Below are 22,881 nucleotides of genomic sequence, written 5' to 3' on the forward strand. Positions count from 1 at the left end.
TCCTAGAGTTCGTGTGCCGCGCTGACGGCGGCGATGAGATCCGCCCAGCGCCCCGGGCCGGCGAGGCCGAGGTGGTACAGATGCAGTTCGGTGGCGCCCGCCTTGCCGAGTTCGCGGGTGTAGGCCTCGATGTCGGGCACCGGGCTCGCCGCCACCGCGGTGACGTAGCTGCCGACGGCGACCTTCTCCGGCAGTTTCGCCCGTGCCGTCGCGACCGCGCCCACGCTGGGGCGGCCGGGTACCCAGTTCTGCAGCACCACCGCGTCGACGTCGTCCGGGGCCGACGGGGTCAGCCCCGGCAGCGCGCCGGTGACCCACGGGTCCATCGCGCCGTGCAGCACGATCCGGGGCCCGGGCGGGATCTTCGCTAGCACCTCCCGCCGGAGCGCGTCGGTCGCCTTCTGCCGCGTGTCGAGCAGGACCTGCCGCAGCGTGGGCAGGATCTTGTCCTCTCCGGTGCGGAGGTCGCCGCTGTCGATCAGCCGCCGGACCTCGGCCCGCAGCTTGCCCAGCGCCTTCACCGGGTCCTGCCCGGCCGCGGCCCAGGTGTCGAGACAGTCGTCACAGCAGCAGATCGACAGCAGCCGGGCCACCGCGGGCGACCAGACGCCGTCGGTCTTCTCGTGCTGGTGCTGGTGTACGGCGCCGAGGGGGCCGCACGCCTCGAGGACGACCGTGGCGAAATCGAGTCCGGCGAGGCTCTCCGCGGTCACGTTCGCGGCGTACTCGCGGACGGCGGGCTGGCCGGGGCACAGCGCCCACGGGTACCGCTCGCCGAAGCAGTTGCGCACGGTGAAATCCGGGAACTCCGTGCCCAGCCGCGAATTGTGGGTCAGCACGAGCCACGCCGCGACCGGAACACCCGCCTCGTTCAGCGTCCGGACGGCGTCACCCGCGCTGTCGCGGCTTTCGACCCAGTCCGGTTCGGCGGGCTTCAGCTCACCCCAGGCCTCCTCGCGCACCGGCCGGTACAGCGCCGCGTGGCGCGCGACGACCGAGGTGCGCTCGGGAGCCCAGGGCGTCGCCGCACGGGCGCTGTGGTACGAAACGGCGACGGCGACCTCGTCGACGCCGAGTTCCCGTACGCGCTCGACGAAGCCGGGATCGTCGACGACGTCCCAGGGGTAGGCGTATCCGGTGACCTTCACCCTGTCACCACCGTGCCGTGTTCGGCTCGAAGTTGCCGACGAACTTCCGCATGTAGGTCACGTCATCCCGTTTGGTCTGTCCACTTCGGACATAGTCTTCATGGGCCCGCGCCAGCGCGTCGGGGTCGAGTTTTACCCCGAGCCCGGGCTTGTCGGGCACCGCGACCGCACCGTCGGCGAACTCCAGCGCACCCGGGGCGATGACGTCGGCCGTCTTCCACGGCCAGTGGGTGTCGCAGGCGTAGGTCAGGTGCGGCGTCGCCGCGGCCACGTGCACCATAGCGGCCAGACTGATCCCGAGATGACTGTTCGAGTGCATGGAAAGTCCCACGTCGAAACATTCCGCCGTGGTGGACAGCGCCTGAGTGTCCCGAAGGCCACCCCAGTAATGATGGTCCGAAAGTATTACGCCGACCGCTCGCTGCCGGAACGCGGGCTCGATGTCCGCGAAGCGCACGACGCACATGTTCGTGGCCAGCGGCATGTTCGCCTGCTCGGCCACCCGAGCCATGCCCTCGATGCCCGGTGTCGGGTCTTCGAGGTACTCCAGGACACCGTCGAGCTCTTCGGCGACCCGGATGCCCGTTTCGGCGGTCCACGCCGCGTTCGGGTCGATGCGGAGCGGGTGGTCCGGGAACGCCTCGGCGAGCGCGCGGATCCCGGCCATCTCCTGGTCGGGGTCGAAGGCACCGCCCTTGAGCTTGATGGAGCCGAACCCGTACTCCGCCACCATGCGGCGTGCCTCGCCGACGAGCGCCTCCGGCGTGGTCACCTCGCCCCACGAGTCCTCCTCGGCGCCGAGGTGGGCGCCGAACTTGTAGAACAGGTAGGCGGAGAAGTCGACGGCGTCGCGTGCCTTGCCGCCGAGCAGGTCCACCACCGGCCTGCCGAGGTAGTGCCCCTGCGCGTCGAGCGCGGCCACCTCGAACAGCGAGTACACGCTGGCGACCGTCTTGCTGACGGAGAACCCGCCGGTGAGCCCGTGCGCGTCGGCGAAGACGACTTCGCCCAGCGTGGTGGCGACCTTGCGGCGGAGGCCGGGCAGGTCGAACACGTCCTGCCCCTTGAGTTCCGGCAGCACCTTGCGGACCTGTTCGAGGAACGTGAAGTCGCCATAGGACTCGCCCAGGCCGACCACACCGTCCTCGCAGATCAGCTGGACGACGCCGCGCAGCGCGAAGGGTTCGTGCACGCCCATGACGTTGAGCAGCGGCGGGTCGGCGAAGGCGACCGGGGTCAGGACGACATCGAGAACCTTCATCTTCAGGCACCGACCTCGACGGACTCGAGGACGGCGAACCCGTCGTGGACGATCTTCTCCAGGCGGGTGATCTGGTCCGCGGTCGGCTCGACCAGCGGCGGCCGGACGGAGCCGACCTTGTCCCCGCGTAGCCGTGCGGCGGCCTTGACCAGTGACACGGCGAAGCCCTGCCCTTCGTCCCGCAGCGCCACCAGCGGGAGGTAGAACCCGGCGAGCAGCGCCTCCATGACCGCGTCGTCGTTCTCCGCGAGCGCGCGGTGGAAGCGGGCAGCGATCTCGGGGGCGAAGCAGTGCACGGCCGAGGAGTACCGCGCCACACCGACCGCGGAGTAGGCGCGCGCGGAGACCTCCGCCGTGGGAAGACCGTTGAAGAACAGGAAATCCCGGGCCCGTTCGGTGTCGGCCGCACGGATCGTGGTGATGATCCGGCTCATGAGTTCGACGTCCCCGAAGCCGTCCTTGATGCCGACCACCGACGGAATGCCGAGGAGCTCCGCGGCCGAGCCGGGGGTGAACACCCCGGTGGACCGGTGGTACACGATCACCGGGATCGAGGACTCCCCGACGGCGTACCGGACGTGGTCAACCAGCCCGGAAGGCGGGCCGGTGACCAGGTAGGGCGGCAGGAGGAGGACGCCGTCCGCGCCGCCCGCCTCCGCCGCCGCGATCCCGGCACGGGCCGTCGCCGCGCCGCCGCCGGCCCCGACCCACACCGGCACCCGCCCGGCGACGACTTCCCGAGCCTTGCGCAGGATCGCCGCGTGCTCGTCCGGGGACAGCGAGCTGAATTCGCCCGTACCGCAGGCGACGAACAACGCGCCGGCTCCGGCGGCCACGTGGCTCTCGACGGTTTCCGCGAACACGTCGAGGTCGAGTTCCAGCCCCTCGGTGAAGGGGGTCAAGGGGAACGCCAGTAGGCCGTCGAGTTCGATCTTGGGCTGTGCCATTGGTTTTCTCTTTCGTTCTTTGTGAGGTTCCGGGTTCGGGCCCGGTCAGGCAGGCACGGTGGTGCCGTCCTGGGACTTGGGGGCAGGACGTCGTCGTCGCGGTCGATCGTGTCGATGATCTCGTCGGTGGCGGCCTCGCGCTCGGGCATGAGGTAGCCGAGCCCGGCGAACAGCGCCACTGAGACCAGGATCGGGGTCGACACGGTGACCGCGAGGGTGGCGTGGTAGCCGTAGTACGCGATCGCGTAGGCGAGGAGACCGCCCGCCCACGAGATCAGGGCCGCGCGGGAGCCGGAGCGGCGGAACGCGGGGAGCATGCCGAGCAGCAGCGGCCACACCAGGTAGAGGATCGAGGACAGCCGGGCGCCCCGGCGGGCTTCGCAGGTGTTCGGCGCCGCCATGTAGCGCTGCGCCAGGTTCCACATCCCGCCGTTGTATTCCAGCGTCTTCACCAGCACGTAGACGAGCAACACGACGGTGGTGAACTTCGACGTCGTCGGGTTCAGATGGGCGGGCGGGAGGTCGCCCCACATGGTCCACAGTCCGGAGACGCCGCCGAGCTTGTCCAGCACGACCCACAGCATCACGATCGCCGCGATGGCCTGGACGACGAACTGCCCGAAGTCGGTGAGCGCGTCGGCCCAGAGACCACCGACGGTGCGGTAGATCAGCGTGATCGAACCGGTGATGACGATGCCCCAGGGGTAAGGCACGCCCGCGAAGACGTCGAGGATCGTCGCGACCGCGAACCACTTGGCCGCGATGTCGAAGATCTTCAGCAGGCTGCCGCTCCAGGCCAGCGCCTGCTGGGTGGGCACGTCGAAGCGTTTCGCCAGGTATTCGAGCGGCGAGGCGACCCCTAGCTTCGAGCGCAGGCGGTTCCAGCGTGCGGCGAACAGCCGGCTGCGGATCCCCACGCCGATCCCGATGCCGGCCATGCCCCAGAAGTAGACGGTGATGCCGTCCGTGTAGGCGACCCCCGCATACGCGACGAAGAGGACGGCGCTGTAACCGGACATGTGGTGGGAGATACCGGCCAGCCACCACGGCATCTTGCCGCCGGCGGTGAAGAAGTCACTGACAGTGTCGGCCCGGCTGTGCGACCACAAGCCGATCACCCCCATCAGGACGAAATACGCGGACACCATGACCCGGTCCAGTAGATGCACCGCTGACTTCTCTCCGCGTTCACGAAGAGCCGACCCGACTTGTTCACATCCATGAACGAAGTCTGCTATAGTGATTATGTTCATCCATAGGAACGATGTTCGGACGCTAATATGGCCGGAGTCACAAGTCAACGGCCGGATGGAGGAGCGCGGATGCCACAGGAAGCCGCTGTCACCGTGGCGAACGGCGCGGTCACCACGGCCGAACCCGCCGGGGTGAAATCAGCCCGGCGGGCGATGGATCTCATCGAGACCTTCGCCGCCAACGACGTCTGGCTTTCCCTGTCGGATCTCCACGCGCGCACAGGTTTTCCCAGGTCGAGCCTGCATGGCCTGCTCCGCACCCTGCTCGAGGCGGGCTGGCTGGAAGTGGACACCAACACCGCCCGCTACCGCCTCGGCGTCCGTGCGCTGATCTGCGGAACGGCGTACCTCGACCGCGACCCGGTCGTCCCGTACGCGACCGAGGCACTGGAGCGGATCCGGGAGAAGACCGGCTTCACCGCGCACTTCGCGCGCCGCGAAGGCACCGATGTCGTCTACCTGGAGACGCGCGAGTCCCGACACTCGACGCACCTCGTCTCCCGCGTCGGCCGCACCCTGCCCACCCACGCGACCGCGCTGGGCAAGGTGTTGCTGGCCGAACTGACGCACGACGAGATCGACGCGCTCCTGACCGGGAAACTGCCGGCACTGACGCCGAACACCATCACCTCGGCCGAAGCACTGCACGCCGAATGCGCGAAGACCCGCGAACGCGGCTATGCGGCGGAAATCGAGGAAGGCAGCCTCGGCGTCCGATGCGTCGCGGCCGTGATCCCGTACCGCATCCCCGGCACCGACGCGATCAGTTGCTCCATGCCGGTCACCGAGGTCACCGACGCCGACGCACGGCGCGTCGGCGAACTGCTCGCCGAAATCACCGCGGAACTCGGCCAGCAACTGCGCCGCGCCGGCATCCGCTGACCGACCCGTACTTCTTTCACCGACAAGGGGCACTTATGGCAGACCAGCGCGTCCTGATCACCGGCTCGGCGGGCATCGTCGGCACCCTGATGCGGCCGCGGCTGCGCCGTTCCGGCCGGACACTGCGGCTGCTCGACCTGGCCACGCAACCCGAAGCCGAAGCGGGCGAGAGCGTCGAACTGATCACCGCCTCGGTCACCGACCCGGAGGCGATGGCGACGGCGTGCGACGGCGTCGACGCGGTGATCCACCTCGGCGGGCACAGCCGTGAGAACACGTGGGAAGCCACCCTGGACGTCAACATCAATGGCACCCACACCGTTCTCGAAGCCGCGCGCGCGGCCGGTGTGCCGCGCGTGATCCTGGCTTCCAGCAACCATTCCGTCGGCTTTCGCCGCACTGACGATGCCGGTGAAAACGGCCTCCCCGCCGACTCCACGCCCCGGCCCGACACCTACTACGGCGTCAGCAAAGCGACCATCGAAGCGCTCGGCAGCCTGTACCACTCCCGGTTCGGCATGGACGTGATCGTCATCCGGATCGGTTCCTGCTTCGAAAGCCCGGTCGCCCTCGGCCCGCGCGGCCTGACCACCTGGCTCTCCCCCGACGACGGCGCCCGCCTGTTCGAGGCCTGCCTGAGCTACCCCTCCCCCGGCTACCGGCTCATCTGGGGCGTCTCGGACAACACGCGCCGGGTCTACTCTCTCGCCGAAGCCGAGGCACTGGGGTACAAATCGCTCGACAACGCGGAGACCTACGCGGACCAGGTGGCGGATCAGCCCGCGCCGACCGGCGTGGCGGCCGAGTACGTCGGCGGGCCGTTCTGCACCGCGCCGCTGGGGGCGTACAACCCGCTCTGAGACGGGACGATTGCATCCCGGTGGGCGCACTTTCGCACCGTGCGTCGTGAAGGTCATGGACGGCTGGCGGGTCAGGCCAAGATGGCGTGGGGTACATGAAGGCCCCCTTCCTTGCGCTAGGCGCAAGGAAGGGGGCCTTCATGTACCCCACAAGACAGCGGCATAACGGGCACTGGGGTCGTGATGTCCCTTGTGGACTAACGCGAAGTCACGCCAGGCCCCTCACGACCCTGCTCCGGCAGCCGGCAGCGAGACCAAGGTCGGCGTCAAACCCCTCAAGACTCCGAGGGGGGCCTGGGATCCTCGGTCAACCAAAGGACACCGGCCGGAGGAAGCTGGAGGACCGCGGAAGCCGGCTGGCCGTGCCACGCCTCCTCCGTCGCCTCCACCTCGCCCAGGTTGCCCACATCCGAGCCACCGTAGGAGCCCGCATCCGTGTTGAGCACCTCACGCCAACGGCCCGCCGACGGCAGACCGACGCGGTAGTCGTGGTGCGGGGACCCGGCGAAGTTCGCCACACACGCCAGACGTGAACCGTCCTCGCCGATGCGCAGGAAGCTGAGCACGTTGCCGCCCGCGTCGTTGGCGTCGATCCAGGCGAACCCCTCCGGGGTGGTGTCCTGGCTGAACAGCGCCGGGGTCGAGCGATACAGTTCGTTCAGGGTGCGCACCAGCTCCCACACTCCTCTGTGCAGGGGCGCGTCCAGCAGCTGCCAGTCGAGCGAACGTGATTCCGCCCATTCGGCGGCCTGGCCGAATTCGCCGCCCATGAACAGCAGTTGCTTGCCGGGGTGCGCCCACATGAACGCCAGCAGCGAACGCAGTCCGGCTGCCTTGTTCCACTCGTCGCCGGGCATCCGGTCCCACAGCGAACCCTTGCCGTGCACCACTTCGTCGTGGGACAGCGGCAGCATGAAATTCTCGCTCCAGGCATAGGCGAGGGAGAACGTCATCTCGTTGTGATGGTAGACGCGGTGCACCGGCTCATGGGACAGATAACGCAGCGTGTCGTGCATCCAGCCCATGTTCCACTTGAAGCCGAAACCCAGCCCGCCGAGATGCGTGGGGCGCGTGACGCCCGGCCAGGCGGTGGACTCCTCGGCCACCATCACCACCCCGGGGTGTCGCTTGTAGACGGTGGCGTTCAACTCCTGGAGAAACCGTACGGCGTCCAGGTTTTCCCGGCCACCGTATTGGTTCGGCAGCCACTCCCCGTCCTTGCGGGAGTAATCGAGGTAGAGCATCGACGCGACCGCGTCGACCCGAAGGCCGTCCAGGTGGAATTCGTCGAGCCAGTACAGCGCGTTGGCCACCAGGAAATTGCGGACCTCGTTGCGGCCGAAGTCGAAGACGAGGGTGCCCCAGTCCGGCTGTTCGCCGCGGCGCGGGTCCGCGTGTTCGTACAGCGGCGTGCCGTCGAAACGGGCGAGCGCCCAGCTGTCACGCGGGAAATGCGCCGGTACCCAGTCGACGAGCACGCCGATGCCCCGCCGGTGCAGATGGTCGACGAAATACCGGAAGTCGTCCGGCGAACCGAACCGCGCGGTCGGCGCGTAGTACGAAGTGACCTGATAGCCCCAAGAGCCGCCGAACGGGTGCTCCGACACCGGCAACAGCTCGACGTGGGTGAAACCGGTCTCGACCAGGTAGTCACCCAGCTGTTCGGCCAATTCACGATAGTCCAGGCCGGCGCGCCACGAGGCGAGGTGCACCTCGTAGACGCTCATCGGCGCCTTGGCCCAGTCGGTCGCCTCGCGTCGCGCGACCCATTCCTCGTCACCCCAGGTGTAGCCGGACGTGGTGACCACCGACGCCGTCGCCGGTGGCGTCTCGGTGGCGAACGCCATCGGATCGGCCTTCTCGTGCCAAGTGCCGTCCGGGCCGAGGATGCGGAACTTGTAGCAGGTGCCCGGCTTGACGTCGGGCAGGAACAGTTCCCAGACACCGGACGAGCCGAGCGAGCGCATCGGCTGCGCACGCCCGTCCCAGCCGTTGAAGTCACCGATCACGCGCACGCCTCGCGCGTTCGGCGCCCACACCGCGAACGACGTGCCCTCGACGACACCGTTCGGCGTCTCGTAGGAGTGCACCCGCGCTCCCAGCACCTCCCAGAGGCGCTCGTGCCTGCCTTCGCCGATCAAGTGCAGGTCCAGCTCCCCCACCGTCGGCAGCCAGCGGTACGGATCGTCCGTGACGACGGTGTGCCCGTCATAGTCGACCTCGAGCCGGTAGTCGCCGGGATGCTCGGGTACGGCGACGGCGAACAGCGCGTCGGTCACTCGCTCCATCGGGTATCGGTGGCCGTCGACGCACAGCGTGACGGCCTTCGCGCCGGGCCGCAGCGTCCGCACCGCGAACGCCGAGCCCGCCGAGTGGGCGCCCAGCACCGAGTGCGGATTGTGGTGATCCCCGGCCAGGAGCCGGTCGATATCGGCGGCCGGCGGGGCGGCGTCGGGCAGATCGTCCGATGCGGCGTTCGGGTTCACGCTTCTCCTTGAGCGATGCGGGCGATCGAGGCGAGCGGCACGCCCAGCCAGTCCGGCCGGTTCGCGTACTCGTAGGCCACCTCGTAAATCGCCTTGTCCAGTTCGAAAGCCCGCAACAGTTCGTCTTGGTCGCCGGGGGACACCGACGTGTCCTCCCTCGCCACGGCGTAGCCCTTGTAGAAGGCGGCGCGGTTGCGCGCGGCCCACTCGGCTGCCTGCTGCTCCAGTTCCACGTCGTCCGGCTGCCCGACCAGCATCTGCTGAGCGGCGTAATCGAACGAACGCAGCATGCCGGCGACGTCCCGCAGCGGGGAGCGGAGCGCCTGCCGTTCCTCGACCGGGGCGGCGGGCTCGCCTTCGAAGTCGATCAGCAACCAGCCGTTGACCGTCCTCAACACCTGGCCGAGATGCAGATCTCCGTGGATGTACTGCATCGGGACGGCGTCGGCGGACACCCCGCGCAGCTTCTCGAACGCCGCCCGCAGCATCGGGGCGTGCTCGGCCAGCTCCGGCACTTGCCCGGCGACGGTCTCCAGCCGGGCGACCATCGCCCGCACGGTGCGTTCGAGTTCGGCGGCGTCGGCGGCCTCCGAACCGAGCGCCTTCGCCAAGTCGGCGTGCACCTCGGCGACCGCTCGGCCGAGCCGCTCGGCCTCACCGGCGAAATCACCACCGGCCTCTTCGGCGTGCCGGTCCTGGCTCGCCATCAGGTCCCGGACGCTCGTGGTGGCCATCGCCCAGCCGTCGACGGCGTCGGGAACGAACCGCTGAAGCATCCCGACAGTGGTCGGCTCCCCGTCCAGCTCACCGGTGATCGAGCCCAGCGGCTGCGCGATGTGCTTGCTGCCGATCTTCTGCAGGGCGCGGTGCAGCACCAGATCCTTGTTCTCGCCGGGGCTCAGCTTGCGGAACAGTTTCAGGATGTACTGGCCGCCGTACACGAGCGAAGTGTTGCTTTGTTCGGAAGTGATCGGCCGGGCCCGCAGCCCGGTGTCGAGCTCGACACCGGCTTCGTGCTCGAACGACAGTGTGCCGACCTGACCGCCGCAGGCCATCAGCTCCAGCAGCACGCTGGTCAGGTCCGCGTCACCGGACGCCTCGTACGCGTTGAGCTCGCCGCCGGCGCCGATCCAGCTGGTGGAGCTGATCTCCGGCGGATGCGTGCGGCGTCCGACGAGCAGTTGGTAGGGCTCACGCCGCCCGTCCTGATCGACTTCGACGACCACGTGCAGCAACTGCGGGTCGCCTTCGACCAGCTCGGTCACGCCGAGCGGCCGGACGGTGGTCACGGGCCGGTCCTTGCCGGCGAACCAGCGCTGCTCCGGCAGCCAGTGCTTCAGATCAGTGGCCAGTTCTTCGACCAGCACACGGGGGTCGATCAAAAGGTCTCACCTCGTTTCGCCTGCTTCTGCCGGGTTCTGCAATTGGAACCAGTAGAAGCCATGTCCGGGCAAGGTCAGCAGATAAGGCAGCTCGCCGATGCTCGGGAACTGCACGCCGCCGGTCAGCTCCACCGGCGTGGCCCCGCGGTGCGCCGCGAGGTCCAGTTCCACCGGCTGCGGGAAGCGGGAGAGGTTGTTGACGCAGAGCACCACGTCCTCACCGCCGTCCGGCCGTTTCCAGTGCCGCTTGTAGGCCAGCACACTGGGGTTGGACCCGCCGAGGTCCAGGAACTCGCCCGCGGCGAAGGCGTGGTGCTGTTTGCGCACCTCGATCATCCGCCGGGTCCAGTTGAGCAGCGAAGAGGCGTTGTTCGACTGCGCCTCGACGTTGAGTCCCTGGTAGCCGTAGACCGGGTCCATGATCACCGGCAGGTAGATCCGGCCCGGGTCGCAGGAGGAGAACCCGGCGTTGCGGTCCGGCGTCCACTGCATGGGTGTGCGCACCGCGTCGCGGTCGCCGAGCCAGATGTTGTCTCCCATGCCGATCTCGTCACCGTAGTACAGAACGGGCGAGCCCGGGAGGGAAAGCAGCATCGCGGTGAACAACTCCTGCTGGTTGCGGTCGTTGTCCAGCAGCGGGGCCAGCCTGCGGCGGATGCCGATGTTGGCCTTCATCCGCGGGTCCTTGGCGTACTCCGCGTACATGTAGTCGCGCTCGTCGTCGGTGACCATCTCGAGGGTCAGCTCGTCGTGGTTGCGCAGGAAGATCCCCCACTGCGTGCCGCTGGGGATCTCCGGGGTCTGGGCGAGGATCTCGGAGATCGGGAACCGCGACTCACGGCGCACGGCCATGAAGATCCGCGGCATCAGCGGGAAGTGGAACGCCATATGGCACTCGTCGCCGCCGACCTCGGGGTCGCCGAAGTACTCGACGACGTCCGAAGGCCACTGGTTGGCCTCCGCCAGCAGGATCCGCCCGGGGTACTCGTCGTCGACGACCTTCCGGCAGCGCCGGAGGAACTCGTGCGTGCGCGGCAGGTTCTCGCAGTTGGTGCCCTCTTGTTCGAACAGATACGGCACCGCGTCGAGCCGAAATCCGTCGATGCCCAGGTCGAGCCAGAAGCGCAGGACGTCGATCATCGCTTCCTGCACGTCCGGGTTCTCGTAGTTCAAGTCGGGCTGGTGGGAGAAGAACCGGTGCCAGTAGAACTGGCCGCGCACCGGGTCGTAGGTCCAGTTCGACGTCTCGGTGTCGACGAAGATGATCCGCGCGTCGGCGTAGCGGGAGTCGTCGTCGCTCCAGACGTAGTAGTCACCGTACGGACCATCGGGGTCGCTGTGGGATTGCTGGAACCAGGGATGCGCGTCCGAAGTGTGGTTGAGCACCAGGTCGGTGATCACCCGGATGCCGCGGCGGTGGGCCTCGTTGAGCAGGAACACGAAGTCCTCGACGGTGCCGAATTCCGGCAGCACCGCGCGGAAATCGCTGATGTCGTAGCCACCGTCGCGCAGCGGTGAGGCGTAGAACGGCGGCAGCCAGAGGCAGTCGACGCCCAGCCAGGCCAAGTAGTCCAGCCGCTCGGCCAGCCCGCGCAGGTCGCCGGTGCCGTCCCCGTTCGAGTCGGCGAACGCGCGCACCAGCACCTCGTAGAACACCGCGCCCTTGAACCATTCCGGGTCCGACGGCGCCTGTTGCGCCGCCCGGAAGTCGTCGGCTTGCGGTTCCACCAGCATGCCGTCGGCGGTCATCGCCTCACCAGTATGCGGCACGTCCTCCAGCCCCAGCGCCACATCGGGCCCGGCCTCTTCCGCCATAGCTCCACCTCGTATCCGCAAGTCCGTCGATCCGCAAAATCAGTCGGGGGTACCGAATGTTCAAGTGGCCAAGCGGCGCCTGAGCGCCACGACGTGAGCCACCGCACGCCAGGGTTCGAGCCGGACGAAGTTGGCCTGGCCCCAGTCCCAGGTGTCACCGGTGACTTCGTCCTGCGCGATCAGCCGGTCGTGCGGCTCGAAGCCGAGGGCGTCCATGTCGAAGTGGAGCGTGCCTTCTTGGGCCATGTACGGATCGAGCGTGACGACGGTGACCACGGTGTCGCCGGTGGCCGGGTCCTGTTTGGAGTAGGCCAGCAGGGCGTCGTTGTCGATGTGGTGGAAGTACAGCGTGCGCATCTGCCGCAGCGCCGGGTGGGCACGGCGGATGACGTTCAGCTTGGTCAGCCACGGCTCCAGGGATCGCCCCTCGGCGAGCGCGCCTTCGAAATCGCGCGGACGCAGCTGGTACTTCTCCGAGTCCAAGTACTCTTCGCTGCCCTCGCGGACCGGAAGGTGCTCGAACAATTCGTAGCCCGAGTAGACGCCCCAAGTCGGCGACAGCGTCGCCGCCAAGGCCGCCCGCAAGGCGAACATGCCAGGGCCACCGCGCTGCAACGACTCGTGAAGGATGTCCGGGGTGTTGACGAACAGGTTCGGCCTGCCCTCGTCCCAGTGCTGCCACAGGTCGACGCCGAAGTCGATGAGCTCCTGCTTGCCCGTCCGCCAGGTGAAGTAGGTGTAGCTCTGGGTGAATCCCAGCCGCGCCAGGCCCCACAGCCGCGCCGGGCGGGTGAACGCCTCGGCCAGGAACACGACGTCCGGGTCGACCTCCTTCACCGACTGGATCAGCCAGGCCCAGAAGTCCGGTGGCTTGGTGTGCGGGTTGTCGACGCGGAAGATCCGCACCCCGTGGTCGACCCAGTGCAGGACGACCCGCAACACCTCTTCGTAGATCGCCTTCGGGTCGTTGTCGAAGTTGATCGGGTAGATGTCTTGGTACTTCTTCGGGGGGTTCTCCGCATAGGCGATCGAACCGTCCGGGCGGGTGGTGAAGAACTCCGGGTGCTTGAGCACCCAAGGGTGGTCGGGTGCGGCCTGCAGCGCGAGGTCGAGAGCGACCTCCAGGCCGAGCTCGCCGGCGCGGGCGACGAAGGCGTCGAAGTCCTCCAGCGTGCCCAGCTCCGGGTGGACCGCGTCGTGCCCGCCTTCGTCGGCGCCGATCGCCCACGGCGAGCCGACGTCGTCGGGGCCCGCGTCGAGGGTGTTGTTGGGGCCCTTGCGGTTCACCCGCCCGATGGGGTGGATCGGCGGCAGGTAGACGACGTCGAAGCCCATCCGCGCGACGCGGTCGAGCTCGGCCGTGGCGGTGGTGAAGGTGCCGTGCACCGGATTGCCGCGCTCGTCCACACCTCCGGTGGAACGCGGGAAGAACTCGTACCAGGCGCCGTAGGCGGCGCGTTCACGGTCGACCCACAGCTTCATGGCCTTGCCCTTGGTGACCAGCTCACGCACGGGGAACTCGTGCATCAGCAGCCGCACCTCGGGCGAGAGCGCGGGCCCGATCCGTTCGAGCAGGGCGCGCTCGGTGTCCCGCAGCGCTGTCACGGCGCCGGTCAGCAGCGACCGTTCGGCGCGCCGGTCCGGACGACGGGAGAGGCGTTCGAGTAGCCGGGCACCGGCCTCGAGGTCGTTGGCCAGATCGTCGGGCCCCTGGCCGGCGGCGACCTTCACCTCGACCGCGTGCGTCCACGTCGCCCACGGATCGCTCCAGGCGTCGACGCGGTAGGTCCACAGACCCCGGGCGTCGGGCACGATCACGGCCGCGAAGCCGTCGGGGTGGTCGGCGCCGCGCGGAGCCATCCGGGTCTGCCGGGTCAGCCGGTCGCCCGGTCCGCGCCAGGCGACGGTGGCGGCCACGGCGTCGTGTCCCTCCCGCCAAACCGTCGCGGTGACAGGAATGTGCTCTCCCACAACGGCTTTGGCCGGATACCGGCCGCAACTCACGCAGGGGGAGACGTCGTCGATGCCGAGCCGGCCGGTCATGGGCAACGCCCCTCAAGGTGTCGGGGGTGGACGAAGACAGGCACAGCCTGCCCGAGTCGATCAAGGCCCCTGACGCCAGGGTCCTCTTTCGGGATACCCAAATCGAGCGCGGCGAAACTCTTCTGTCACAGGAGATGTTCCCTCGTGGTCACCGGGCGGGTCGATCGTCCGAGGGGCACGACACCTGCCAGGCGAAACCGTGGTGAGGACGGCTGCGAGGGGCGGTCATCGGCGGCGTGTTCGCGAACGGAACTGGCCGGCGCAGGACGTCTTCGGCCCGGTCGGGCCGGGAAAGCGGGGACCCCGCGACCCCGCGACCGTCGCCATGTCGGGAGCAAAGGACGAGTTCGCCACCGTCCGGGTGGGCAAGGAGGCCTTCGCGTCGGCTTCACCCGTGATGAGCCCGTGCCGGCCGTCCTCGCCACTCACCACGCCCCCCGAGCCTCACCTCAGGAGCTGCCTGTCCTCGGCGCCCTCAGCAACAGCAGCGACCTTGCCGGGAGGGTGATCCTGCTCTTCGCCTCCAGGACACCGAAGCCGGCCGGAGAGCCGTCCGCCGAACTCGTGTCCAGGGACGCCTTGAACGTCTTTCCGTACTCCGGGCCGGGGAGGATCACCTTCACCGGCTCCGCGCCCGCGTGCAGCCACAGCAGCCACGAATGGTCCGGGACCAGCTCGCCTTCACGGTTGCGGGCCTGGCTGTTCGAGCCGTCGATCCACATGCCCAGGGTGCGGCGGTCCTCGAACCAGTCGGCCTCGTCGAACTCCTCGCCGTCCGGGCGGAACCAGATCAGGTCCGGTTTGCCCGTCGGTGTGGTGCGGCCTTCGAAGAACTCCGGTTGGCGCAGGGCCGGGCTCGCCGCCCGCAGGCGGATGACCCGCCGGGCGAACGCCAGCATCGCCGTCGCCTCGTCGGCTCGCCCGTCGGGGGTCCAGTCGAACCACGACGTCTCGTCGTCCAGGCAGTAGGCGTTGTTGTTGCCATGCTGGGTGCGCCAGAACTCGTCACCCGCCGTGAACATCGGGGTGCCCGTGGACAGCAGCAACGTCGCGAACAGGTTGCGGGCCTGACGGGCCCGGAGCGCACGGACCTCCTGATCGGCCGTGTCACCCTCGACGCCGTGGTTCCACGAGCGGTTGTCGTTCGTGCCGTCGCGGTTGTCCTCACCGTTGGCGTCGTTGTGCTTTTCGTTGTAGGACACCAGATCGCGCAGCGTGAAGCCGTCGTGCGCGGTGATGAAGTTGATCGACTGCCACGGACGGCGAAGATTGTGGTCGTAGAGGTCCGACGAACCCGAGAGCCGGTAAGCGAGATCACGCACCCCCGTCGCGCCACGCCAGAAGTCGCGGACGGTGTCGCGGTAGCGGCCGTTCCACTCCGCCCATTGGGCGCCGAAGTCGCCGACGCGATAGCCGTCCCCCGTCGCGTCCCACGGCTCGGCGATGAGCTTGCACCGCGAAAGCACCGGATCGGTCGTGATCGCGGTCAGCAGGGTCGAGTCGCGGTCGAACTTCCCCCCGTGCGGCCTGCCGAGCGTGCTGGCCAGGTCGAAGCGGAAGCCGTCGACGCCCATCTCCTGTGTCCAATATCGCAGTGAGTCGGTCACCAGCCGCACCACGGTCGGCGACGCGGCCTCGAGGGTGTTGCCACAACCGGTGATGTCGGCCAGGTGACCGCGGTCGGTGTGCAGGTAGTAGGCGGGGGCGTCCAGTCCCCGGAAGCTCAGCGTCGGACCGTCCGGCCCGCCCTCGGCGGTGTGGTTGAACACCACGTCGATGATCACCTCGATGCCGGCCGCGTGCAGGGCCGCCACCATCAGCCGGAACTCTTCGATCTCGCGGCCGGGCTCGCTCGCGTACGCCGCGTGCGGGGCGAAATACCCCAACGGCGAGTAGCCCCAGTAGTTGTGCCGTCCGTTGCGGATCAGCGCCGGCTCGTCCTGGAACCAGTGCACCGGCAAGAGCTCCACCGAGGTGACGCCGAGGCGGGTCAGATACTCGATGGCGACCGGGTGGGCCAGCCCGAGGTAGGTGCCGCGCAGCGACTCGGGAATGAACGGGTGCTGCTCGGTGAAGCCCTTGACGTGCAGCTCGTAGATCACCGCTTCCTCGAACGGCACCTCCGGCTTGGTGCCGGTGTCCGGCCCGCCGGGGGAGGTGACGACCGAAAGCGGCACGCTGCCCAAAGAGTCCACAGTGGACATCCGGCCGCGATCGGGGTCGCCCGTGAAACCCCGGGCGGCACGCAGGTCGGTGAGCGCGCCGGTGATCTGCCGCGCGTAGGGGTCCACCAGCAGCTTGTTCGGGTTGCACCGCAGACCGCGGGCCGGTTCATAGGGCCCGTGGACGCGGTAGCCGTAGCGTTGCCCCGGGGTGACGCCGGGGACGAGCCCGTGCCAGACGCCGAAAGTCCGCTCGGTCAGCGCGATCCGCCGTTCGGACCCGTCGGTGTCGATGAGGCAGAGCTCGACGAAGTCGGCGACCGCGGAGGTGATCGCGAACCGGACACCGCCCGCCTCGGCGTGGGCCCCGAGCGGAAACGGGCGGCCGGCGAGGACGTGATCAACGGAAGGTCGTGTGGCCATGGCCCGATGATCGCAGATCCGGACCGCTGTCTTCCGCTCCTGCCAGAGGATGTTTCCTCCGGCAACCGCCGTCAGGGTGTCGTTTCCGCCAGGACGAAGGTCTCCGGCGGCAGCCGGGCCTCGTGACCGTCCACGGTGGCCGTTCCCCAGGCGAGCAGGGTGGCGGTGGCCCCGAGCGGGATCCGTGCCTCGGCCGGGCCGAAATTGCACGCCAGCCGGAGCCCACCGCGGTGCAGTACGAGCCATGACCGGTCGGGGGCGGTCTCCACGCGCAGGCCCGCCACCCGAGGATCGGCCAGCTCGGGCCGCTCACGGCGCAACCGGATCAGGTTCCGGTAGAGCTCCAGCATCTCCCGGTGTCCCGCACGGTCCACTTCGGTCCAGTCCAGCCGTGAGCGCTCCACCGTGGCGGGGTCCATCGGGTCGGGCACCTCGGCCTCGCCCCAGCCGTGACGAGAGAACTCCCGCCGCCGTCCCGTGCGCACGGCCTCGGCGAGTTCCGGGTCGGGGAAGGAGGCGAAGAACTGCCACGGTGTGCTCGCGGCCCACTCCTCCCCCATGAACACCATCGGGGTGTAGGGTGAGCAGAACAACAGCGCCGCGCCACAGGCGAGGCGGCCCGGCGCCACCGTCGCCGAGAGCCGGTCACCGGTCGCGCGGTTGCCGATCTGGTCGTGGTTCTGGAGGTAGCCGAGGAACCGGTGCCCCGGGACGACCGCGGTGTCGACCGGGCGGCCGTGGGTGCGTTCGCGGAACGACGACCAGGTGCCGGCGTGGAAGAACACCTCGCGCAGCACCCGTTCCAGTGCGTCCGGGGCCGCGAAGTCGGCGTAGTAGCCGGACGTCTCACCGGTGAGCTTGACGTGCAGGGCGTGGTGCAGGTCGTCGGACCACTGGGCGTGCAATCCGTAGCCCCCGCGTTCCCGCGAGGTCACCAGCTTCGGGTCGTTGAGGTCCGATTCGGCGATCAGGGTCAGCGGCCTGCCGAGCACCGCCGACAGCGCGTCGGTCTCGGTGGCGAGTTCTTCGAGCAGGTGGGTGGCCCGCCGATCGGCCAGCGCGTGCACCGCGTCCAGGCGCAGGGCGTCGAGGTGGAAGTCGCGAAACCAGCCCAGCGCGTTGTCGATGACGTACCGGCGGACCTCGTCGGAGCCGGGGCCGTCGAGGTTGAGCCCCGGACCCCAGTCGTTCTGCCCGGCGAAGTACGGCCCGAACCGGTCGAGGTAGGCACCCGAGGGACCGAGGTGGTTGTAGACGACGTCGAGGACGACGGCCAGCCCGCGGGCGTGGGCGGCGTCGACGAACCGCTTGAGCCCGTCCGGCCCGCCGTAGGGCTCGTGGACCGCGCCCCAGAGCACCCCGTCGTAACCCCAGCCCGCGGTGCCGTCGAAGGAGTTGACCGGCAACAGCTCGACGTGGGTGACGCCGAGCTCGACGAGGTGGTCGAGCCGCTCGATCGCCGCGTCGAAGGTGCCACCCGCGGTGAAGGTGCCGACGTGCAGTTCGTAGAGCACACCACCGGGTAGCTGCCGCCCGGTCCAGGCGTCGTCGGTCCAGGCGAACTCGCCGTGGTCGTAGACACGCGACGCCTCGTGCACGCCGTGCGGCTGCCACCGCGACCGCGGGTCCGGCAGCGGCACGTCGTCGTCGTCGAGCAGGAAGGAGTAGGTGACCCCCTCCGCGTCGGCGTGCCACCAGCCGCCGTCACCGGCGGTCATCTCGTGCACCCCGGCGTCGACCCGGACCCGCACCCGGTGTGCCTCGGGGGCCCACACGCTGAACCTCATGCGTCTCCTCGTACCAGCAACGCGACCGCGTAACGGTCGAACAGTTCGGACAGTTGCGGCCGGGTGCCAAGCTCACGACCGGTCACCACGTCGGTCCACCTGCCGTCGGCCAGGGGCAGCACGGTGTCGCCCCAGCCGCCGCCGGCGTCGAGGCCGACCGGCAGCCGGGTCACCGCGACCACCAGATCGGCCGACCGGGTGTAGGCCAGCACGTGCGCCGCGGCGCTGCCCTCCGCCCGCAGCGGCCGGTAACCGGCGAACAGAGCGGGCCGGTCGCGGCGCAGGCGCAACGCCTTGTGCGTGATCAGGAGCTTCGCGGCACCTGATGCGTCGACGGGGGGCTGTTCGCCCTCGGCGATCCGGGCCAGGATGGCGCGACGGGCGCCGTAGTCGACCGGGCGCCGGTTGTCCGGGTCGACCAGTGAGAAGTCCCACAGCTCGGTGCCCTGGTACACGTCCGGGACGCCGGGAGCGGTCAGCTGGACCAGTTTCTGCCCGAGCGAGTTCGACCAGCCGGGGCCGGTGATGCGGCCGACGAAGGCTTCGACGTCCGCGGCCAGCTCGGCGTCGCCGAGGACGTCCTCGGGCCAGGCTGCGACGTCGGCCTCGAACTCCTCGTCATGGTCGGTCCAGCTGGTGCGGAGCTTCGCCTCCTTCGCCGCCTTGTCCAGATAGTCCCGCAGCCGGTCCGGCTCGATCGGCCAGGTGGCGACCAGGGTCTGCCAGGCGAGCAGATTCAGCGACGGCTCGTCGATCCCGCGCCGCGCGCTCCACCGGCGGACCGCGTCGGCGAACTCGCCGGGCACCTCCGCCAGCACGGCCATCCGGGCACGGGTGTCCTCGGAGCGCTTGGTGTCGTGCGTGGTCAGCGTCGTCATCGCGGCCGGATGCCCGGCCTCACGCGAGGCCGCGAGCCGGTGGAACTCCTCGACGTCCAGTCCGAAACGGTCCGGATTGCCGCCGACCTCGTTGAGCGCGGCGAAGCGGGTGTAGCGGTAGAACGTCGTGTCCTCGGTGCCCTTCGCCACGACCATGCCGGAGGTCTGCTGGAGCCGGGTGGCCAGCTCGCCGTCCGGCTCGGCACGCACCTGCGTGTCGAGCGCGTCGAGCGCGGCTTCGAGATCGGGCCGGTTCCGGCGGGCGGCGGCGATCGCGGCCGCCCAATGCGCCTCGCCTTCGGGCAGATAAGAGCGGTAGACGGGGAAGGCGACCATGACTTCGGCGACGGCCGCGCGGGCGGCGTCCGCGTCCACGCCGCGCAGCAGCGCCGCGATCCGGCGCACCTCGGCGACCAGGATGCGGTCGGTGACCAGCCGCCGCGCCTCGGTCTCCACGGCGTGGTAGCCGGTTTCGACGCCGAATTCGGCCGCCAGCGCGGTGAACGTCGGTTCCGCGGCCGGATCGAGGAACACCCCGGCGATCTCACGCAGCGCGTCGTAGCCGGTGGTGCCGTCGACCGGCCAGCTCTGCGGCAGCGGCTCCCCCGGGTGCAGGATCTTCTCCGCCACGATCCAGGCCTCCGGGGCGTTCTCCCGCAACCGCTGGAAGTAGCCGCCCGGATCCGCCAGCCCGTCCGGATGGTCGACGCGCAGACCGGTGACGTCGCCGTCGGCGACCCAGCGCAGTACTTCGCCGTGTGTTTCGGCGAACACCTTCGGATCCTCGACCCGGACCGCGGCCAGCGTGGTGATGTCGAAGAACCGCCGGTAGGTCAGCTCGGCGTTGCCGCGGCGCCAGCCCACCAGCCGGTAGTGCTGGCGCTCGTGCACCTCCCTCGGCGTGCCGTCCCCGGTACCGGGCGCGATCGGGAACCGGTGGTCGTAGTAGACGAGTTCGTCGTCCTCGACGGTCAGCTCGGCCACCGCGTCGTCGTCGCCGAGCACCGGCAGCACCAGCGGGCCGCGGTCCCAGTCGACGTCGAAGAATCCGGCGAACTCCGAGTCCCGGCCGTGGCGCAGTACGTCCCACCACCACCGGTTGACCTTCGGCACTTCGACGGACATGTGGTTCGGCACGATGTCGACGACCAGGCCGAGACCGCTCCGCTTGAGCACCTCGGCCAGCTCCCGGCGAGCGTCCTCCCCGCCGAGCGCGGGCCGGGCCCTGGTCGTGTCGACCACGTCGTAGCCGTGGGTCGACCCCGGCGCCGCGTCCAGCACCGGCGACGCGTAGAGCGCACCGATGCCCAGGTCCCGGAGATACTCCACCAGCCCGGCGGCCTCGGCGAAGGTGAACTCCGGGCGCAGCTGGACACGGTAGGTGGAGGCGGGCACCGCCATCAGGACTCCGTTCGCTGGAGCACGATCAGGGATCGCGCCGGGAGGGTGAATTCGCCGCCACCGGCGATCGGCTCGCGGTCGGCGGGCTCGACCTCGCCCGTGGCGGTGTCGACGACGACGGTCCACCCCCGGCCGTAGCCGTCGCCGGGCAGGGTGGCGTCGATGTCTTCGTAGTGGGCGTTGAAGGCGAGCAGGAAGGAGTCGTCCGTGACCTTCATCCCGCGCTGGTCGAGATCCGGGATCGCGTCGCCGTTGAGGAAGACCACGACGGCCTTGCCGAAGCCGTCGTCCCAGTTCTGCTCGGTCATCTTGGCCCCCGCCGGGGTGAACCAGGCGATGTCGCCGAGCTTGTCGCCCTTGCCGACCGGGCGGCCCTGGAAGAACCGGCGGCGCCGGAACACCGGGTGCTGGGCGCGGAAAGCGGTCAGCCCGGCGGTGAAGCGCGTCAGGTCCGCGTTGCCGGCGGCCGCGTCCCAGTCGACCCAGGACAGTTCCGAGTCCTGGCAGTAGACGTTGTTGTTGCCCTGCTGGGTGCGGCCGAACTCGTCGCCGTGCAGGATCATCGGCACGCCCTGGGACAGCAGCATCGTGGCCAGCATGTTCCGTTGCTGGCGCAGCCGGAGTCCCAGCACCTCGGCGTCGTCGGTCTCGCCCTCGACGCCGCAGTTCCACGAGCGGTTGTCGTCGGCGCCGTCGCGGCCGTCCTCGCCGTTGGCCTCATTGTGCTTTTCGTTGTAGGACACCAGGTCTCGCAACGTGAAGCCGTCGTGCGCGGTGACGAAGTTGATCGAGGCGAAGGGACGGCGGCCGTCGTCCTGGTACAGATCGGACGAACCGGTGATCCGGGACGCGAACTCCCCGAGGGTGGCGGGCTCACCGCGCCAGAAGTCGCGGACGGTGTCCCGGTACTGCCCGTTCCACTCCGTCCACAGTGGAGGGAAGTTGCCGACCTGGTACCCGCCGGGCCCGACATCCCACGGCTCGGCGATCAGCTTGACCTGGCTGACGATCGGGTCCTGCTGCACCAGGTCGAAGAACGCGGACAACCGGTCGACGTCGTAGAACTCGCGCGCCAGCGCGGAGGCCAGGTCGAAGCGGAAGCCGTCGACGTGCATCTCGGTCACCCAGTACCGCAGCGAGTCCATGATCAGCTGCAGCGTGTGCGGGTTGCGCACGTTCAGCGAGTTGCCGGTGCCCGTGTAGTCCATGTAGTACTCGGGCTCCCCCTCGACCAGCCGGTAGTAGGCCTCGTTGTCGATGCCCCGCATCGACAAGGTCGGCCCGAGGTGGTTTCCCTCGGCGGTGTGGTTGTAAACCACGTCGAGGATGACTTCGATCCCGGCCTCGTGCAGGGCCTTGACCATGCCCTTGAACTCCTGGACCTGGCCCCCCTCCCCGGGCATCGCCGCGTAGGCGTCGTGCGGGGCGAAGTAGCCGATGGTGTTGTAGCCCCAGTAGTTCGTCAAGCCCTTCTGCGCCAGGACGTGGTCGGTGACGAACTGGTGCACCGGCAGCAGCTCCACGGCCGTGACCCCGAGATCCCGCAAGTGGTCGATGACCGCCGGATGCGCGAGTCCGGCGTAGGTGCCCCGCAGCGACTCGGGTACGTCCGGGTGCTTGATGGTCATGCCCTTGACATGTGCCTCGTAGACCACCGTCTCGTTGTACGGGCGCTTCGGCGGCCGGTCGTTGCCCCAGTCGAAGAAGGGGTTGGTCACCAGCGAGTAGGGCACGTGGCCGGCGGAATCGTCGTCGTTGCGCTCCTCCGGCTGGTCGAACTGGTAGCTGAACAGCGACTCGTCCCACTTCACCCCGTGCGAAACGGCTTTGGCATACGGGTCGATGAGCAGCTTGGCCGGGTTGCAGCGCAGGCCGCGGGCCGGGTCGTACGGGCCGTGCACCCGGTATCCGTAGCGCTGCCCGGGACCGATGTTGAGCAGGTAGCCGTGGTGGACGAACCCGTCCACCTCGTCGAGGGGGTACCTCGTCTCGGTGCCGTCGTCATCGAACAGGCAGAGTTCGACGCGCTCGGCCACCTCGGAGAACAGGGCGAAGTTCGTCCCCACTCCGTCGTAGGTGGCGCCGAGCGGGTAGGGCGTTCCGGGCCAAGGCCGCACTGAGGTCTCCTCGAACTGGTTCGTGCCGGGAACGTC

13 protein-coding genes and 1 pseudogene are annotated in these 22,881 nt (G+C 69.1%); 2 read left to right on the plus strand and 12 right to left on the minus strand.

The window, feature by feature from the left end:
- Positions 1 to 2: 2 nt before the first annotated feature.
- The 4 genes and pseudogenes from P3102_RS23655 to P3102_RS23670 form a co-directional block, all read right to left on the minus strand.
- On the minus strand, positions 3 to 1,148 hold the full coding sequence (locus P3102_RS23655; protein ID WP_276361843.1) for a hypothetical protein: 1,146 nt from the start codon (positions 1,146 to 1,148) through the stop codon (positions 3 to 5).
- Positions 1,149 to 1,152: 4 nt separating this feature from the next.
- Positions 1,153 to 2,409, minus strand: a complete 1,257-nt coding sequence (locus P3102_RS23660) for an enolase C-terminal domain-like protein (protein ID WP_276361845.1) — start codon at positions 2,407 to 2,409, stop codon at positions 1,153 to 1,155.
- A 2-nt stretch (positions 2,410 to 2,411) separates the two neighbouring features.
- Positions 2,412 to 3,356, minus strand: a complete 945-nt coding sequence (locus P3102_RS23665) for a 5-dehydro-4-deoxyglucarate dehydratase (protein WP_276361846.1) — start codon at positions 3,354 to 3,356, stop codon at positions 2,412 to 2,414.
- 45 nt (positions 3,357 to 3,401) lie between these two features.
- Positions 3,402 to 4,525 (minus strand): annotated as a pseudogene (locus P3102_RS23670) (Na+:solute symporter).
- 153 nt (positions 4,526 to 4,678) lie between these two features.
- On the opposite strand from P3102_RS23670, the gene P3102_RS23675 reads away from it, so the two are divergent.
- The gene (locus P3102_RS23675) at positions 4,679 to 5,491 is read left to right on the plus strand and encodes an IclR family transcriptional regulator (protein WP_276361849.1); all 813 of its coding nucleotides are present in this window, start codon (positions 4,679 to 4,681) and stop codon (positions 5,489 to 5,491) included.
- Between the two features lie 35 nt (positions 5,492 to 5,526).
- Positions 5,527 to 6,351 (plus strand): NAD(P)-dependent oxidoreductase, encoded by an 825-nt coding sequence (locus tag P3102_RS23680; protein ID WP_276361851.1) that lies wholly within the window; start codon positions 5,527 to 5,529, stop codon positions 6,349 to 6,351.
- A gap of 275 nt (positions 6,352 to 6,626) precedes the next feature.
- Here the strand turns inward: P3102_RS23680 and glgB are convergent, their stop codons facing one another.
- The 8 genes from glgB to glgX (P3102_RS23720) form a co-directional block, all read right to left on the minus strand.
- Positions 6,627 to 8,837 carry a 1,4-alpha-glucan branching protein GlgB gene (gene glgB, locus P3102_RS23685; protein WP_276361852.1) on the minus strand — a complete coding sequence of 737 codons (2,211 nt, stop codon included), beginning with the start codon at positions 8,835 to 8,837 and terminating at the stop codon, positions 6,627 to 6,629.
- Positions 8,834 to 10,219, minus strand: a complete 1,386-nt coding sequence (locus P3102_RS23690) for a phosphotransferase (protein WP_276361854.1) — start codon at positions 10,217 to 10,219, stop codon at positions 8,834 to 8,836. Before P3102_RS23690 ends, glgB begins: the two co-directional genes overlap by 4 nt.
- Positions 10,220 to 10,225: 6 nt before the next feature.
- A complete protein-coding gene (gene treS, locus P3102_RS23695; protein ID WP_276361856.1) occupies positions 10,226 to 12,034 on the minus strand; it encodes a maltose alpha-D-glucosyltransferase in 1,809 nt (602 codons plus the stop codon).
- Positions 12,035 to 12,094: 60 nt separating this feature from the next.
- Complete coding sequence (locus P3102_RS23700) at positions 12,095 to 14,077, minus strand: maltotransferase domain-containing protein (RefSeq protein ID WP_276361858.1); 1,983 nt, start codon at positions 14,075 to 14,077, stop codon at positions 12,095 to 12,097.
- Positions 14,078 to 14,526: 449 nt separating this feature from the next.
- Positions 14,527 to 16,662 carry a glycogen debranching protein GlgX gene (gene glgX / locus P3102_RS23705; protein WP_276361860.1) on the minus strand — a complete coding sequence of 712 codons (2,136 nt, stop codon included), beginning with the start codon at positions 16,660 to 16,662 and terminating at the stop codon, positions 14,527 to 14,529.
- A gap of 71 nt (positions 16,663 to 16,733) precedes the next feature.
- Entirely contained in the window at positions 16,734 to 18,449 is a 1,716-nt protein-coding gene (treZ, locus tag P3102_RS23710; protein WP_276361862.1) for a malto-oligosyltrehalose trehalohydrolase, read from the minus strand.
- On the minus strand, positions 18,446 to 20,728 hold the full coding sequence (gene treY, locus P3102_RS23715) for a malto-oligosyltrehalose synthase (RefSeq protein WP_276361864.1): 2,283 nt from the start codon (positions 20,726 to 20,728) through the stop codon (positions 18,446 to 18,448). The genes treZ and treY overlap by 4 nt, the downstream gene beginning before the upstream one ends.
- Positions 20,728 to 22,845, minus strand: a complete 2,118-nt coding sequence (gene glgX / locus P3102_RS23720) for a glycogen debranching protein GlgX (protein ID WP_276361865.1) — start codon at positions 22,843 to 22,845, stop codon at positions 20,728 to 20,730. The genes treY and glgX (P3102_RS23720) overlap by 1 nt, the downstream gene beginning before the upstream one ends.
- Positions 22,846 to 22,881: the final 36 nt, after the last annotated feature.

This window comes from Amycolatopsis sp. QT-25, assembly GCF_029369745.1.
Lineage (GTDB): Bacteria > Actinomycetota > Actinomycetes > Mycobacteriales > Pseudonocardiaceae > Amycolatopsis.